This is a genomic window from Paenibacillus brasilensis (assembly GCF_009363115.1).
Classification (GTDB): Bacteria; Bacillota; Bacilli; order Paenibacillales; family Paenibacillaceae; genus Paenibacillus; species Paenibacillus brasilensis.
Window position 1 is genome coordinate 1,136,962 of the sequence record NZ_CP045298.1, and the last position, 16,065, is coordinate 1,153,026.

At 49.0% G+C, this 16,065-nt stretch carries 16 protein-coding genes; 7 read left to right on the top strand and 9 right to left on the bottom strand.

What is annotated here, in order from left to right; genetic code table 11:
* Nucleotides 1–87: 87 nt before the first annotated feature.
* Nucleotides 88–1,251 carry a glycosyltransferase family 4 protein gene (locus tag GCU48_RS05265; protein ID WP_152379310.1) on the bottom strand — a complete coding sequence of 388 codons (1,164 nt, stop codon included), beginning with the start codon at nucleotides 1,249–1,251 and terminating at the stop codon, nucleotides 88–90.
* A 207-nt stretch (nucleotides 1,252–1,458) separates the two neighbouring features.
* On the opposite strand from GCU48_RS05265, the gene GCU48_RS05270 reads away from it, so the two are divergent.
* A complete protein-coding gene (locus tag GCU48_RS05270; protein ID WP_152379311.1) occupies nucleotides 1,459–2,586 on the top strand; it encodes a YheC/YheD family endospore coat-associated protein in 1,128 nt (375 codons plus the stop codon).
* Nucleotides 2,587–2,674: 88 nt separating this feature from the next.
* A complete protein-coding gene (asd, locus tag GCU48_RS05275) occupies nucleotides 2,675–3,472 on the top strand; it encodes an archaetidylserine decarboxylase (protein WP_152379312.1) in 798 nt (265 codons plus the stop codon).
* A gap of 201 nt (nucleotides 3,473–3,673) precedes the next feature.
* On the opposite strand, the gene GCU48_RS05280 is transcribed toward asd, so the two are convergent.
* Both GCU48_RS05280 and GCU48_RS05285 read right to left on the bottom strand, forming a co-directional pair.
* On the bottom strand, nucleotides 3,674–4,459 hold the full coding sequence (locus GCU48_RS05280; RefSeq protein ID WP_025717471.1) for a helix-turn-helix domain-containing protein: 786 nt from the start codon (nucleotides 4,457–4,459) through the stop codon (nucleotides 3,674–3,676).
* 103 nt (nucleotides 4,460–4,562) lie between these two features.
* On the bottom strand, nucleotides 4,563–4,844 hold the full coding sequence (locus GCU48_RS05285) for a hypothetical protein (RefSeq protein WP_152379313.1): 282 nt from the start codon (nucleotides 4,842–4,844) through the stop codon (nucleotides 4,563–4,565).
* 127 nt (nucleotides 4,845–4,971) lie between these two features.
* Here GCU48_RS05285 and GCU48_RS05290 point away from each other — a divergent pair, with 127 nt between their 5' ends.
* Nucleotides 4,972–5,832 (top strand): methyl-accepting chemotaxis protein, encoded by an 861-nt coding sequence (locus GCU48_RS05290; protein WP_152379314.1) that lies wholly within the window; start codon nucleotides 4,972–4,974, stop codon nucleotides 5,830–5,832.
* A 102-nt stretch (nucleotides 5,833–5,934) separates the two neighbouring features.
* Complete coding sequence (locus GCU48_RS05295; RefSeq protein WP_152379315.1) at nucleotides 5,935–7,233, top strand: aminotransferase class I/II-fold pyridoxal phosphate-dependent enzyme; 1,299 nt, start codon at nucleotides 5,935–5,937, stop codon at nucleotides 7,231–7,233.
* A gap of 104 nt (nucleotides 7,234–7,337) precedes the next feature.
* Here GCU48_RS05295 and GCU48_RS05300 read toward each other — a convergent pair whose 3' ends face one another.
* On the bottom strand, nucleotides 7,338–8,615 hold the full coding sequence (locus tag GCU48_RS05300) for an ATP-binding protein (RefSeq protein ID WP_152379316.1): 1,278 nt from the start codon (nucleotides 8,613–8,615) through the stop codon (nucleotides 7,338–7,340).
* 204 nt (nucleotides 8,616–8,819) lie between these two features.
* On the opposite strand from GCU48_RS05300, the gene GCU48_RS27295 reads away from it, so the two are divergent.
* Complete coding sequence (locus GCU48_RS27295; RefSeq protein WP_208811956.1) at nucleotides 8,820–8,936, top strand: YjcZ family sporulation protein; 117 nt, start codon at nucleotides 8,820–8,822, stop codon at nucleotides 8,934–8,936.
* Between the two features lie 113 nt (nucleotides 8,937–9,049).
* On the opposite strand, the gene GCU48_RS05305 is transcribed toward GCU48_RS27295, so the two are convergent.
* From GCU48_RS05305 to GCU48_RS05325, 5 genes are all read right to left on the bottom strand, one after another.
* Nucleotides 9,050–10,273: an ABC transporter permease gene (locus GCU48_RS05305; RefSeq protein WP_152379317.1), complete on the bottom strand. Its 1,224-nt coding sequence runs from the start codon at nucleotides 10,271–10,273 to the stop codon at nucleotides 9,050–9,052.
* 2 nt (nucleotides 10,274–10,275) lie between these two features.
* The gene (locus GCU48_RS05310; RefSeq protein WP_025717465.1) at nucleotides 10,276–11,022 is read right to left on the bottom strand and encodes an ABC transporter ATP-binding protein; all 747 of its coding nucleotides are present in this window, start codon (nucleotides 11,020–11,022) and stop codon (nucleotides 10,276–10,278) included.
* Between the two features lie 33 nt (nucleotides 11,023–11,055).
* Complete coding sequence (locus GCU48_RS05315) at nucleotides 11,056–12,441, bottom strand: DEAD/DEAH box helicase (RefSeq protein WP_152379318.1); 1,386 nt, start codon at nucleotides 12,439–12,441, stop codon at nucleotides 11,056–11,058.
* Nucleotides 12,442–12,562: 121 nt separating this feature from the next.
* A complete protein-coding gene (locus GCU48_RS05320) occupies nucleotides 12,563–13,342 on the bottom strand; it encodes an SDR family NAD(P)-dependent oxidoreductase (RefSeq protein ID WP_152379319.1) in 780 nt (259 codons plus the stop codon).
* Between the two features lie 40 nt (nucleotides 13,343–13,382).
* The gene (locus GCU48_RS05325; protein ID WP_152379320.1) at nucleotides 13,383–13,841 is read right to left on the bottom strand and encodes a chemotaxis protein CheX; all 459 of its coding nucleotides are present in this window, start codon (nucleotides 13,839–13,841) and stop codon (nucleotides 13,383–13,385) included.
* A gap of 428 nt (nucleotides 13,842–14,269) precedes the next feature.
* Between GCU48_RS05325 and GCU48_RS05330 the strand changes: the two genes are divergently transcribed.
* Together GCU48_RS05330 and GCU48_RS05335 are read left to right on the top strand one after the other, a co-directional pair.
* Complete coding sequence (locus tag GCU48_RS05330) at nucleotides 14,270–15,172, top strand: LysR family transcriptional regulator (protein WP_025717461.1); 903 nt, start codon at nucleotides 14,270–14,272, stop codon at nucleotides 15,170–15,172.
* Between the two features lie 60 nt (nucleotides 15,173–15,232).
* Complete coding sequence (locus tag GCU48_RS05335) at nucleotides 15,233–16,042, top strand: histidinol-phosphatase (RefSeq protein ID WP_152379321.1); 810 nt, start codon at nucleotides 15,233–15,235, stop codon at nucleotides 16,040–16,042.
* Nucleotides 16,043–16,065: the final 23 nt, after the last annotated feature.

Below are 16,065 nucleotides of genomic sequence, written 5' to 3' on the forward strand. Positions count from 1 at the left end.
GAATAAGCGGTCGCTCCGCTTCATTCACCCGGCTGGGAATCATGGCTAATGCCTATAAGCTAGCCTATGCGCATAAGGGCGCCCACGTCACTCAGTTGCACAGTCCAGCATAATTTGCGCCCAGCGATGTGCTGAATGCTGCCATAAAAACCGTCTCCGCACCTCACCAAGCCCGGCTTCTCCCATCCGTCGCCGCAAGTCAGTCTGCCGGAGCAGTCCGATGATGGCCGCGGCCATTTCCCTTTCACCGGGGGATGGATTAACAAGCCAGCCCGTTTCGCCGTGTCGTACAACCTCCGGAATGCCGCCGATACGGGAAGCAACCACGGGCACTTCTGCCGCCATAGCCTCCAGATTGACCAGCCCGAAGGCTTCATCCTCCACTGATGGAACGACAGTCACGTCGGCTAGCTGATATAGCGAGGCCAACGCCGGATGGGGAACATAGTCTAGAAATTGGACGTGTTTTCCCAATCTTAGTTTACGCATCTGCCGATGCAACGAAGCCGTGTACGGCGTGGGGCGGTCGTGACCGTAAAAGGCACTGCCTGCAATGAGCAGCAGCACATCCGGACACGCGCGAGCCACCCGGCGCAGAGCCTTGAGCAGCCGGTGCACGCCTTTCCCCGGCATTAATCTGCCTGCGTATAGCACGATTCGTCGACCTGACCAGCCGAAATCGTCCAATCGCGCCGCTCTGACTGCTTCTCCCACCGGAGTCCGGCGTGGCAGAAAATCATCGGGATGTATCCCCAGCTTATTTACGACGATGCGTTCCCTAACGATAGCAGGACTGTTGGCGGCAACGCTTGCCCCCAAATAGGCGCTATTCACGATAATCCGATCCAGCGGCAGCAGCAGCCTGCCCACGTCCTCCCGTCTAAGATGGGGCTGACGGATAAAAGTGGTCGAATGCAAAGTCAGCACTACTCGGCTATTAGGCAAAGCCTCGCGAATGGCATACGCAGCAGTCGGGCGGTTGTGTACATCTACTACTGCAGGTGACCACCTCTTCAAATCAGCAATCACCTCGGGAATATAACCTGCCCCTTGCGTATAACGCATGCACGGGACTCCGTCCACGTCTCCATGATCCGGTGCCTCTACTCCCCTTATCCCATAGATCTGTGCCTGAAGCTCATGGCTGGCTAATGGTACCATACAGGCAATGACCCGCTCCACAGAACTGCTGCGGGGCGAAGGTATAACAAAAGAGCCCGGTGTAACGACCGCTACCTTGGGCCTCTGCATCCATCCTTCACCTACTTTCGTCTCTTATTCCAACACCCTTCAACACTCATCTAGTATCATATCGCCTCCTTCGCTCAAAGGTGCCTGGCTTCTCACTTTGGGCGCACCGCAAGGCGAGCGTCCATGCCTGGCCGATCTTTCATACATATGATGGACTAGAATCACAGTATGGTCAGTTGGAGTGACTACAAGGAGGCGGACATACTCATGTTGCATGTCGGTGTCATGCTCAACCCGGCAACCTACCGGGGCATTCCCGCCATGAAGACACGATATGAATCTATCGCCAATTACGAAGACGCCGGGTTAAGCTATGGGCTCATCCCCTGCTTTCTTCATCTGGAAGAGATTCATATAGCGACTGGAACATGCCGGGCTTTTGTTAAACACGGCAACGAGTATCGGCAGATGACTCTTCCGTTGCCACCGGTCATTCACAATCGGACTCTTTATCGGCATAATGAAAATGCCAGAGATATCAACAGGCTGGTAAAAAAGGGAATCTATATTTTTAACGAACAAAACCGTTTCCGCAAGGACCATATACATGCGATTTTGCAGGAAGACCCGTTGTTGCGCATCCACCTTCCCAAAACATTGCAAGGTAACCTGTCCTCAATCCATACTCTGATGGAGCAAATCGGAGATGTTGTAATCAAACCCAGCAGTGGAAGTGTTGGCAGAGGAATTATGCGTCTACGTCGTTCCCATGGACACTGGACCCTGCAATGTGCTCATCCCGCTATGCCTGAGCGCTGGTCCACGCTGCGCTTACATGGCGGAGAACTGCCTTTATTTCTGCATAAGCGGCTACTGCATGTGCCTCACATCGTACAGGAAACCATACCGCTTGCTCTGTGCGACGATCGCCCTTTTGATATCCGTGTGACCGTTCAGCGTGGATATGGTGGCGTATGGGGAGTGACAGGCATGTTTGCCAAAATTGCTCCTTCCCACACCTTTGTCTCCAATGTGGCACAGGGTGGTACAGCCCGTTCCTTACTGGAGGTGTTGTCACAAGCACAGGCGGTTCAAACTTCGAATACAGCCCGCCTGATGAATGAGCTGGAGAGACTCTCGTTACAAATCGTTCATCGTCTGGCACAGAACCTTCCCCGTCTCGCCGACGTTGGTTTGGATTTGGGAATTACCCAGGAGGGCAAGGTTTTTTTTATCGAGTGCAATGGTCGCGACCAGCGATACGGCTTCAGCCAGGCAGGTATGAACAATGTCTGGAAAGAAACGTACACTCAGCCAATGGCATACGCCCGCTGGCTTCTTGAGCGGATGCCTTCAGCAGACACCGAACGTTCACCGGGCCGTCCACTGTATTGATTTACGTCACATTCTGTGTCAATATAGTTCAGAGCGGCCGGACAGGTTCCGGCCAAGACGGCTCGGAAATGAACAAGGGGGATCTGTAATGGCAAAACAGTGGCTGCGGCTTATGACGGAGCTATCATCGCGCAAGTGGGTGTGCCGGATTGTGGGCTCCTTCGCGCAAAGCGGTGCAAGCCGACTTTTTATCCCCACCTTTATACGTACGTACCAGATCCAGACGCATGAGGCGGAACAGGATTGGAAAGAATATCGCTCCCTGAATGCCTATTTTACACGCAAATTAAAAGCGGGCATGCGCCCGATTGATACGAACGCCGAGGTGATGACCAGTCCGGTGGATGCACGGATTACTTTCACTGGATCAATTACGTCCGGCACTCTCTTGAATGTCAAAGGACAGGATTATACGCTGGATGAGCTGCTTAACCGCTCGCCGCGTCTTGAGAAGTACACACACGGCTATGCTTTTGTGCTTTATCTCAGCCCGACGGATTATCATCGCATTCATGCGCCAGTATCCGGTACACTGGTGGAGAAGGAGCATCTGCGCGGCAAGGTATATCCCGTAAATGACTTCGGTTTGCAGCATATGAGGGGAGTCCTTAGCCGTAATGAGCGACAAATTACGTACATTGCTCATGAATACGGTGAGGTGGCTATCGTCAAAGTGGGTGCAATGAACGTGAGCAGCATCAAGTATACGGATGATCAAGCCGTTTCATGGAAAAAAGGTGACGATCTCGCGTATTTCGAATTTGGATCAACTGTCGTTCTACTGACTGAAAACGGTACGTTTGAGCCAGATCCCGCGTTGAAGCTGGGCGATGTGGTAAGAATGGGGCAGCGTCTCGGCTGCTTCCGACATGATGCCAAAGTGTAACCGGGTTTACCGCCAGTGCGTGACTGCTACACATACAAAAAGGACCCGGCATTAATGCATTATTGCCTAGGTCCTTTTTGTTGTATCTTTATTGTTATACGTTCATACGGTAGCTCTCAAAACCATAATACTCTCACTTCACTTCTGGCTGATAGCGTCCAATAGGCCTGAATCTGAAACAGCTCGTCCACCATCATAGCTTCACCTGATCTCGGACGGACTTTTCCCTGTATATTGCTTGAATTGACGGCTGAAGAAAAAGATATCTCGGTATCCCAAGGCCTCTGCCACCTCGGTCACATTCATCCCGGCATGCAGCAATAGATGCTGCGCGCGTTCAATCCGCATACTGATTATATGAGATTGCGCGGAAACGCCCAGCAGCTCCTTGAATTTAATTGAAAAATAACGCGGCGACAGCCCTGCCCGTGCCGCTAAATCCTCGACACGATGAGGAAGTCCCGGATGCTGACGCACATAGTTGGCCGTTTCCCGAATGACCTCGGTGAGCTGGTTGCTGGCCTGCTGCTCCTGCGGCTCCTTACGGTCGGCACGCAGCAGATGAATCATCAATTGCTTCAAGATCAGCCTGCCTTCCTCTTCAGCTCCGTAAGCACGCTCCAAGCGCAGACGGACGTATCTGGCAAGCATATGCTCCACCTCAAATGTTTCCTCCAGCATGCGGTAGCTTGCAGGGATAAGCTTCGGCTGCTCAGAAAGATCAAAATGAATATAAGTCAGTATAAGCGGCTTTTGCGGGTTATGTGTGGCCCGGGTATCATCCCCGGGCTTGAATAGGAAGCAGCTGCCCTTGCTCACCGGATAGGCTTCCCCGTTTAATACAACCGTCCCTTCTCCGCTCCATACATAAAATAAATCATAGTTTGGCATCGGCTTTTCGCGCACCTGCCATTTCCAACCCGGCTCGCACACAATTTTGGCAAAGGCGGGCAGCAGGATAAACGATGACGCAGACGTATCCAGCAACATCTGCACCTCCTTTTGCTATTCTTTGGATTTCTCTATCCCGTTAAATAATAATATAAGCGCCGCGCCGCCAATACGCAAAAAATTAGTGTGCGCAACTCCGTTAATGTAGTGGCTGTCCAACTCGGCGTACCGCTCTCGGATTCGGCACAAGGAAGGCTCTCTGACAGTTGGCATGAAGCTGAATCAGCTTGCGAGCACCAGCGATCAATAGCTGTACAAAAGGAACTTGCCGAACTGCGCGAGAGCTTGATAAAATATAGCGGTCGTTAAGTGCTTTTTTAGTGTCCTTGGAACATTCAGGCATTGCGCCGTATGGATCCGTCAAGGGGCTCGCCAGCAACAGCTCAGTGGCTTGTCTTTGACGAGCGGGTTCTTCCCGCATACCACTACTCTCTCCGAATCTTAGGAGGGCTGGCACCGTCTGGAGCAGGATTGCAAAGAACAGCAGCGCAGACAACATTTGTACATCAAAAATCAGGTACTGGTACCTCAAGGAGAGTGTGGTATTCATGTTAGACAAAGACACAATTGATCAACGATTAGCTGTTTTATCAACCATTCAAAACAATTTAGGCATGATCATGTTTGACACCCAAGGACAAGTCACTTGGTCCAATGAACTTTTCGCTAGTACAATGGGATATAAAGTTGATGAAATTGTTGGTATTCATCACAGCCAGCTTTGCTTGCAAGAATTTGTATCCAGTCATGCATATGCTGACTTATGGAGTAATTTGCGTCAAGGAAGAGCCTTTCAAGATAAAATTGTACGAGTTACAAAAGATGGAAGAAAGTTAACACTAGAGGCAACTTATATGCCTATCCTTAAAGAAGATCATGTCCAGGCCGTCATCAAGATAGCAACTGACATCACGAAACGCGAAACCGTTCTCCAGGAAAGTACGGCAGAGCTGATAGCAATGGTGGAGGAAATGACTGCTAACACGGATGAGGTATTGGAAGCTTCGAAGCTGATTGTAGACCATATGGCAAAGTTGAATACGGAATCTGCAGTAGTCAGAGATCAGCTCAAAAGTATCCAATCAGTCACTAGTGTTGTCAAGGATATTGCTTCTCAATCTCATTTGCTAGGTTTGAATGCCGCCATTGAAGCTGCCCGAGCCGGTGAACAGGGACGTGGCTTTGAGGTGGTCGCCAATGAAGTTAGAAAAATGGCGGCCTCCAGCAAACTATCCGCAGAAGACATCTTCATTCAAATAAATGAAATTGCAAAAGCAATGTCGTCGATGATGCAAAAAATTGAAGATATCACGGATCAGATTTCCACCAATTCGGATGCTATGAGTGAATTAAAAAAAGCCTATGATCATATCGCTGCTACTACAGAAAATTTGGCATCCTCAATTTAAGCCGCTTACTTTCAGTTACGTCCCCTTAATGCTTTTGCGTGACGCTTACCGAGTGTAATGCTATAATATGTAATCAAAATGACTTGGAAGGATGAAACGGGAATGAATCCACTGGTAGCCCAGCTAAACCACAACATTCAGTCAGGCAACGAGCATGTATATCAAATGCTTTCCCTTTTAGGTAAAGAAATTTATTTTCCAAAAGAAGGAATTTTGAGCCAATCTGCCGAAGCCGGAAAAATGGCCAAAAAATATAATGCTACGATCGGTATTGCTATTGAAGGCAATGGTCCTATGCATTTGCAGGTTATTCAGGAGAAGCTGTCTGCTTACAGTCCCAAGGATTTATACCCTTATGCTCCCCCTGCAGGCAAACCTGAACTGCGCAGCGTATGGCGCGATAAAATGCTGAAGGAAAATCCTTCGCTGGCTGGAAAAGGCTTCGGCCTTCCCGTAGTTACGAACGCGCTGACCCACGGTTTGAGTATCGTTGCCGACCTGTTTACAGATGAAGGCGATGCTGTTATTTACCCGGACAAAAACTGGGAAAATTATGAGCTGACATTCGGGATTCGCCGTCATGGGCGCTTGGTGAATTACCCGTTGTTCTCGGAGGACCACCGTTTTAATAGCGAGGGGCTGCGTGATGCGCTGCTCGCGCAAAAAGAGTACGGCAAAGCGATCGTTATATTGAACTTCCCTAACAATCCAACTGGCTATACACCGGGCGCCGAAGAGGGGAAAGCGATTGTTGCAGCCATTCAAGAAGCCGCAGAAGCAGGCATCAATGTTGTAGTAGTGACGGACGATGCTTATTTTGGTCTGTTCTTCGAGGACTCCCTGCATGAATCGCTATTTGGTCAGTTAGCCGGACTTCATCCGAGAATTTTACCAGTCAAAGTCGACGGAGCCACCAAAGAAGAATACGTTTGGGGTTTCCGTGTCGGATTTATTACCTTTGCTTCCGAGAATCAGGATGTACTGAACGCACTGGAGCAAAAAGCACTGGGGATTATCCGGGCAACGATTTCGAGTGGCCCTCACCCGTCCCAAACCTTCGTACTGGATGCCCTCAAATCTCCTGATTTTGAGCAGCAAAAGCAAGAAAAGTTCCAAATTATGAAGGGGCGGGCTAATAAGGTCAAAGCACTACTTGATAGCGGGAAATACGGAGATGTATGGAGCTACTACCCTTTCAACTCGGGTTATTTCATGTGTCTCAAGCTGAACGGCTTGTCCGCCGAACGGCTGCGTACACATTTGCTGGAGCAATATGGAGTAGGGACGATTGCGCTGGGTGAGCACGACCTCCGAGTCGCGTTTTCCTGTATCGAGGAAGAATATCTGGAAGACTTGTATGATATTATTTATCGTGGCGTACAGGATTTGTTAAACGCATAACAATAGTGGGTTAAGTGTACAACTTAATAAAGCGGTATGCCAAATGTTGTGGCATACCGCTTTTTTGGTCCGCTGAGTGCTCGTCAAGCACACTTTGGGACAGATTATCCTTCAGCAGCGAGCAAGGATTCCTGTGCCAGCGGCAGCAGGATGGTCACCTCGGTCCCTACTCCCGGCTCACTCTCATAGCGTATACTCCCATCCATTGCTTCAATGATTCGAAAGGAGACGGCCGTTCCCAGACCCGTTCCTACCTCTTTTGTCGAAAAAAACAGAGTGCCCACTCGCTCCAGATGCTCCTGGCTCATGCCTTTGCCATTATCCCTGATATTCAGACACGCCTTCTCTTCCTGAATTGCCAGCGTTATGTATACCCTGCCTCCATCTTCCGCAGCCTCAATTGCATTTCTCGTCACATGTACTAACGCCTGTAACAGCTGGTTACGATCCGTATGTACGTATATTTCATTTCTCAGCTCTGTGTACAGTCTTACCCCTTGCTTGGTTGCCATCGGCTTTAGAAGCAGAACAATCTGTTGCACCATGCCCGACAGATCCATCAACTCTGTTTTGCCAATCTTCGGTCTGGATAAGTTCAGATAGTCGCTAATAATTCTTTCAGCCCGATCTACCTCTGCCAGCGCCAAAGCAATATACCTGCGATTTTTTCCTTCCAGCCCTGACTGAACCATTTGCAGGAACCCTTTAATGACAGTCAACGGATTCCGTACTTCATGGGCCATAGAGGCCGCCAGTTCACCCAATGTGTTGATACGCTCAGCCTGTCGAATCTTTCTCCTCATTTCTTCCCGTTCCAGACTAAACTCCATCCAGAATGAAGAGGCTCCAACACTTAAGAATTGAATCACACCAAACCCGAAAATGATCTTGATCAGTTCTATTTCATCCTTATCCAGCTTGCCATTAGCCCAGGAATGTATCAGAAGAATGATCAGCATAACCATGCTGGCCCATATACTCATCAACATATTAATGCCTACCCGTAAAAACATACCCTTGATCTGCATAAACCTTTTTCTCACCAAGAAAGGACCCAGATAACACAAAATCATGCTGAGAAGCCCCACTTGAATCGACTCAGGACCTACATATATACGAACTAACACCATCACTGTTATATTCAGCAATCCTGCCTTTGGGCCAAAATATAGCACGGACAGAATCAAAGGAACATAGCGGAGATCCCAGTATAAGCCATACCAAATGTACGCAAAAGTAATGCACAGCACAGAAGACACGCCCAGTACCCCTCCCATAAGCAACGGGGCATGTTTCATATGTCGATGATCCGACAAAGCGCTATATACCAGCAACGGTACAAACACAAGAAATATGTTTACGAGCAGCTTATCTACCAGCATCTCGTCTTTCCCACTTTCCAAGTGATAATGATTACATACTTCTTCTATTCTCGCTAATGCGTATCTTTTCCTTTCTATACTCCCGTATCTGATAAAAAATATAAGGCGATTCGGCAACCTATCCGAACATTGGCCCACGCCATCCGGGAAGCCGCCTCATAAGATACGGGTATCCTTTATTACAATGTCGAGAGGAGAATGGGCATGGGAGCAGAAGAAACAAGAGGCGGTTACGGTGGTTACGGCGCATTCACAAGCACAGGAACCATTTTGGTATTGTTCATTTTATTAGTTATTATCAGTAGAACGATCTTCATTTAAAACGGGTATCTGCACCCACGGCTGACGATAGCGCAAACGCACGAAAAAGGCTAATCCGCAGACAGCCCCTGCTGCTTGCGAATTAGCCTCTTCTTTGTTTCATTTGGACCAGATCACACCTCTTCCTCATCTTGTCCGTCCAACCGCCATTTTTTCGCCTGTGTACCCCGGATCAGAAATACCACAAGAGCTCCACCAACCAGCGTCAGCAGCGTAGATAGTAGATCCTCAGTTCCTTTCACCAGGAATGGGAGCCACAGGACTACAGCAGCGGGCAACATCATTCGGACGACAAAGTCCAGAAAAGACGCACGACGATGATGTGCAGGGATCGGATACAGCTGAAGCCATAACGAATCCTTGTGATACTGCCTTAGCGAAGTGATTTGTACGCCAATGAGAAATACAAAAAATAAATACACCGCAATACCGATCCAGCCTGTATGGGTGATATATATAATTAACAGACCCAAAATACCTAACCGAATAACAATACCTGCGGGTTCTGTACGTAAAAACGTCTTAAACAGCAGATAGCGATACGCTCCCTTTCTGTCCCACGGTATATTGCCCCCCAGCCAGGAAAGCCAGCGGCGCGGAGTTACTCTCTGCGTAAGGGCAGGTACATCAACGAACCAGCCTAAAGTACGCAGCACCCGAGCAGCCTGCATGCTTTCTGTCCGGATCAGCTTTTCCCAAGCTACTAACAGCTTGACCGGAAAACGCAGAACGAGCACGTAGACCACGCTGACCAATACGATAAACGGCAAGCTGTGCAGCGGAGGCTGCCACAGCCATGCGGCTACCATTAGCACAGCCAACACCCACCGAAGCAGGCGATAGCCTGCGCTGGCGCCAACCGATACGATGCGAAGCTCCTGCCAGCCGCCATAGCTGAACAGCAGCTTCAACAGCACGAACAGCAGCAGGGTCAGCAGCAACGGCTTAGGTGCGGCATCGCTGCGAATATACAGCGGCCACGCGATAATGGACAGCAGCAGCAGCCCAAATATTTTATACACCACACCCCGGATGCGGCTGGCCTTAAAATAATGCTGCATCGCATATTCCTGCGGACGCAGGAAGACAATATCCGCCGCGTTCAAATACGTGCGAAAGCTCGCATGAGCAATCGGAATAGCTACAATCAGCATGATCCAGCGGATGGGCAAATCCGGTGGAGTATGCATCAGCAGCGACGTGTACCATGCAGCAAAAGCAATCAGCGCAAAGCCGAAGACCACTGCCAGACCGCTCTGAATGACATAGCCCAGATAGGGCAGCACCTGTCCCCAGAACGCAACACGTCTTTCTTTATGCAAACGTTGCAAGTCCATGCTCATTCCCTGCCCTGTACCAGCTCATAAAATGCATCTTCCAGCGGCATGCCCGGCTTACCCGCCTGTGCTGTCACTTCATTCAGCGTACCCTGTGCAATAATGGTACCCTGATGAAGCACAATGAAACGATCACAATAATTTTCAATCGTGGACAAAATATGAGAACTGAGTAAAATGGATGAGCCTGAACGCTTCATTTCCAGCATAAAGTCAAGCAGGGAACGAATACCCAGCGGGTCCAGGCCCAAAAATGGCTCATCAATAACATACAACGGCGGTCCCGCCAAAAATGCGCACATAATCATGACTTTCTGACGCATCCCTTTGGAAAGATGCATAGACATGCTTCCGCTCTTGTCCCGCATACGGAACAGATCCAGCATCTGATTACTACGTGTGCGGAAATCCGCTTCACTGACTCCATAAGCCCTGGCGGTGAACTCCATATGCTCCATCACCGTCATTTCAGGATACAACTCTGGAGATTCGGGTACAAAAGCAATGGCTCCCTGATATTGCTCGGGATTCTCCTCCTGCTTATGTCCCTGCACGCGTATTTCTCCAGCCTGCGGTGTCATCAGACCCAAAATATGCTTCATGGTCGTACTCTTCCCGGCCCCGTTCAGACCAATCAGTCCCACCATTTCGCCTGGCTTTACATCGAGCGAAATCTGATGCAGCACCGGACGCTTGGCACTGTATCCGCCGGTCAGTCCGTTAATTTGCAATACAGGCTGTTGTTCCATGGCTTCCCCTCTTCTCCCTTATCCGTTCGGTCCTTATTCGTTCGGCTTCGACCCTTTTTCCTTCAGCCATCTTGGTGCACCCTTATTTTTACGATCACGCTCGCGCTGCGCTTTTCCTGCTTTGGACAAAGCTGCTCCCTTGCTCTTGCCTGGAGCCGAACCCATTGCGGTAGCCCTGCCGGGACGTCCGTTCTCACTACGAGCAGGCGCCTTGCTGTTTTCCGCCCTGTCAGAAATCGCTCTGGTCTCGGATGGCCTTACAGGCGCACGCTTGGCATCCGCCGGACGCGGCACCACAACACGTCCTCCATATAACGCACGCTCTGTGATGTTAATGTCCAGTTCACGGGAGAATTTGCGCATAATGAACGTTTCGCGTTCGGTAACAACGGACACAACCAGTCCTTTGCGCCCCATACGTCCTGTACGTCCTGCACGGTGAACATAGGCTTGACTGTCCGTTGCCGGATCAAAATGAATGACCATCTCCAGTCCCTCAATGTCCAGACCGCGAGCTGCCACATCGGAAGCGATCAGCACCTTGAGCTTGTCCTCCCGGAATCGGGCCAGCACGTTGCTACGCGTGACTTTATCCGCATCACCATACAGGGATGCTGTAGTCAGTCCCATATGATTGAGCTTGGCTTCAATCTCCCCGATAGCATTTGTTGTATTCACGAATACCAGCGCTTTTCTTGGATTAAAATGACGCACCAGACGACGCAGCATATCCACCTTATCCCGCTCTTCGGTTACAAAGTAATAGTGCTCCAGTCCACTGGCTGTCTTCTGATCGGGATCAATGCCGATTTCCGCGTAATCATTCATCTCACGCTTCGCCAGCGCCTGAATCTCATCATTCAGCGTTGCGGACAAAAATACCAATTGACGGTCACGCTGAGCGGTACCTAATATGTTCTTCACATCACCTGCTCCGCCGAGCTGGAACATCTGGTCCACCTCGTCGATAACAATGGTTGTAATGTTGTGCATTTTCAGTTTTTTCGCAGCAATGAGTTCCCGTACACGTCCTGGTGTGCCAACTACAAGCTGCGGATGATCCTTTAGCTTCTCGATCTGGCGTTTGATGGCTGCTCCGCCAATCAGACCAAGCACACGGATTCCGCGATGCTCTCCATAACGCTGACCCTCGCGAACAATTTGCATCGCCAGTTCCTGACTTGGAGCCAGTATCATCTTTTGTGTAGCCTTTTTCTGTGGGTCAATCGCTTGCAGCAGCGGCAGCAAATAGGCCAGTGTCTTCCCTGTACCCGTCTGCGAACGCGCCAATACATGCCTTCCCTTAATGATTTCGGGTATAGCCTGCGCCTGAACCGGCGAAGGCTGCGTAATTTCATGCTCAGCCAGTTTGGTCAACAGATCTGCCTCAATGCCAAGCGATTCAAAATTCAATGTCATGAAAAGGTCCAACCCCTATACGTAAATTCGTTACTCTCCATTATATGCGAAAATAGCCCCGTTACCAAATCACAAAAATAAAAGATGCCCCTCACCATACCCATGGCTTTTGGGACATCTTTTATTTCTTGTTCATCACACCATGACCCAGCCTGTCGGTCAGTCTGGGAGCAAGCTGATACAGCTTGAGAAAAGGAGATACCCACCGCGGCAGATTAACCTCTTCCCTACGAAGCTCTATTGCCCTTACCATGTCCTGTGCTACCTTATCCGGCTTTAGCATAAACCAGCCTACATTACGAACATATCCGCCTGAAGGATCTGCGAGCTCAAAAAATGGCGTGTCAATCGGCCCGGGGTTTATCGTCGTCACGGTCACGCCGCTCCCGCGCAGCTCTTGCCGCAGCGCATTGCTGAACCCGAGCAAAGCATGCTTCGTCGCTGTGTAGGAAGTCGATTTGGCTGTCCCGATTTTCCCGGCCATAGACGCTACATTGACAATCTGTCCGCTGCGCTGCTCTGTCATTTGCGGCAAAAACGCCTTAATGCAGCGAACAGCTCCCATGTAGTTCACGTCCATCATTCGTTCAAACTCCGTCAGGTCTGTTTCATGAAAATACTCAAATTTTCCGTAACCCGCATTATTGAGCAAAATATCGACCCGCCCGTACTGCTCCAATACTCGGGCAGCGACGGCCTCTACCTGCTCCTGACGGGTGACATCCAGTGGGATCAGTTCATGTCTGCCGCTGATTCCAGCAGACACCTGCTCCAACCGCTCCTGCGAGCGCGCTGTCAATATAGGGATCGCACCCTTGTCGCTCAACAGCCGTGCACAGAGAGCACCAATTCCGCTGGATGCCCCTGTAATGACAACCACCTTATCTTGCAATATACTCACGATCATCCCCCCATATTAAAGAACACCTTCTTCTTTAATATTAAGAGATCATCACCTGAATATCCAGCTCACCGATTCCTTCCACAGTAAGCGGAATAAAAAGGGCACGCTGAGGTACAAAAGTAGTCAAGTTTTCCGAAATCATGACTTGCGGAGGCGTGATGTCTACAACAATTCCCTGACTGGACAAAATCGTACTGGCATTACCGCTAATCATATTGCCCAATTCGGAAATCGCACTTTTTCCCATCTCGTCAATTTCAGTCAAGACAAATCCGCCCATCATCGCTGATACCATACGCAGCGCCACCTGTTCATTCAGGCCGAACACAATATTTCCGCTAAGCTGTCCGGTCATCCCGATCATAATCCAAATATGGTCATCTACCAGCTCGACATTTTTCACACCGAGATTGCCGGGTGAGGGAGAGACTTGGATCAGTTGTTCAATGACCCGTCGCGCCGACTCCAAAAAAGGATTTATCACTTCTGCCTTCACGATCATTGCGCCCCTTTACGATGGGCTTTTAGACATACAACAAAAGTCCCATTTTAATTAGAATTTTTAATTTAATTAAGGTTACAAAACGAATCGACCCTCAACAAAATACTCTCTCTATCACTTATCGACAGCTTCCCGGCAATTTTTTATAGCCAAATCACAAAAAATGTGAATAATGTCCTATATCCCACTTCCCATCAGAATTAAACTGGTTATTTTTGATGTATATCAGGACTTTAGTCTTTGTTTCCCAATATACCATATTTCACGATGCTCTGCTTTGATTCATTGCCCTTCCTGCCCGAATAACCTATAATTTAATGAAATCAAGCATATCAACGGTTTTACATATGAACAGGTGAATTGGCCAACAATACTCAGTCTATACGGCTGCGACAGAATTAAGAAAAAAGAGGAGGAACTTCATGAACATCAGTCAACTTGAAACACTTATCATGATTTCCAAAACTATGAGCTTCCGAAAAGCCGGAGAACTTCTCAATTTGACGCAGCCCGCGGTGTCTGCCCAGATCAAAAGCCTGGAGGACGAATTCAAAACCATTCTGATCGACCGCAACCAGCCCGTCACCCTGACCGACCGGGGGACTGTTTTTTTGGAGCACGCCGAGCGGATACTAGAGGTTGTCGAGGAATTACGGCAGAAATTGTACGATCTAAATGAAACGCCGCAGGGCCATATTGCACTGGGTACGACCACATCCATCGCCATTCAAATTTTACCGCGCGTGCTTTCCTACTTTCAGGATCAGTTCCCGCTCATCAAAACCTCCATTCAATCTATGGCCTCCTCCATGATCTATCAGCAGGTAGAGAACGGATTAATTGATGTGGGTATCGGCTATCTGATCGAACGTAATCCGAATTTGAGCACTTCAATTCTGTATTATGATTCCTTTGAGCTTGTCGTGTCTCCTACTCATCCACTGGCCTCCCAACCGCACGCTACCATTGAAGCCCTTCGGGAAATTCCGCTTATTCTGCTCTCACCAGATACGGTAGGAAGGAAATTCGTGGATGATGTATTTAAAAAACACCAGATTGTGCCTCACGTTGTAATCGAGTTGTCGAGCAGTGAGGAAGTCAAACGAATGGTCGAAATTAATTTGGGTGCTGCCATTATCTCCAGATTGTCGGTCACTTCCGAGCTGCGTGCAGGCTCATTAAAAATGATCCATATTCCCGAGTTGGAGGTTAGTCACCCGGTAGGAGTGATTTATAAATCCGGCCGATATCTAAACTCAGCCATGCAGCAATTTTTAAGTGATCTGAAGGGGATGCCGGAAACGAATTTTACCAGTTCTGAATAACGTAATTCGCTATGAACACCATACGAAATATAAACCTTGATTACGAAAGGAAGACAGGTTATGAAATTTGATCTGCACACCCATCATTTCCGCTGCGGTCATGCAGACGGCAACATTCGGGATTATATCGAAGCTGGCATTCAGTCAGGCTTGCAAGCGATTGGTATTTCGGACCACTCCCCTTTCCTGGGCAGCGAACAGGACCAGGCTTTTCCGAAAATTTATATGGCAAAATCGCAACTGGCCGAGTATGTAGAAGAGGTGCAACAGCTTAAAAGAGAATACGAAGGCCGCATTGACGTCTTGCTTGGATTGGAAACCGATTATTTTCCTGATTATGCGGAGCTGTATCGTTCCACGCTGGCCCCTTATCCGTTTGATTACCTCATTGGGTCGGTCCACAGCGTTGAAGGGGACAGTATTTTTAACCGTAGCCGTTGGAAAAAATTAAGTGACGCTCGCAAAATCGAAGTCAAGAAGGCCTACTATTCACTCATTCAGGAGTCTGCACGAAGCGGAATGTTCCAGATATTGGGTCATATTGACGCGATGAAGGGGAATTTCCCGGCTTTTTCAGATATTCCTGCCGATGGGGCGATTGATGAAACCTTGCGGGTGATTGCAGAATCCGGCGTGGCCATTGAAATTAACACCTCGGGTAAAACCAAGCTGAGTGGCGGGTGGTACCCTTCTTCATCTATTTTAGAAAGAGCGCATCATTTTGGCGTAGAAGTCACTTTTGGTTCAGATGCCCATAAGCCTTCACGGGTAGGCGAGGATTGGGACGAAGTGAAGGCGATGCTGAAGGATATCGGTTTCCGGGAATGGGTTTATTTCAAAGAAAAACGTAAAATTTCGGTGGCACTTTAATGGCGCTTTAAGTTGACCATACG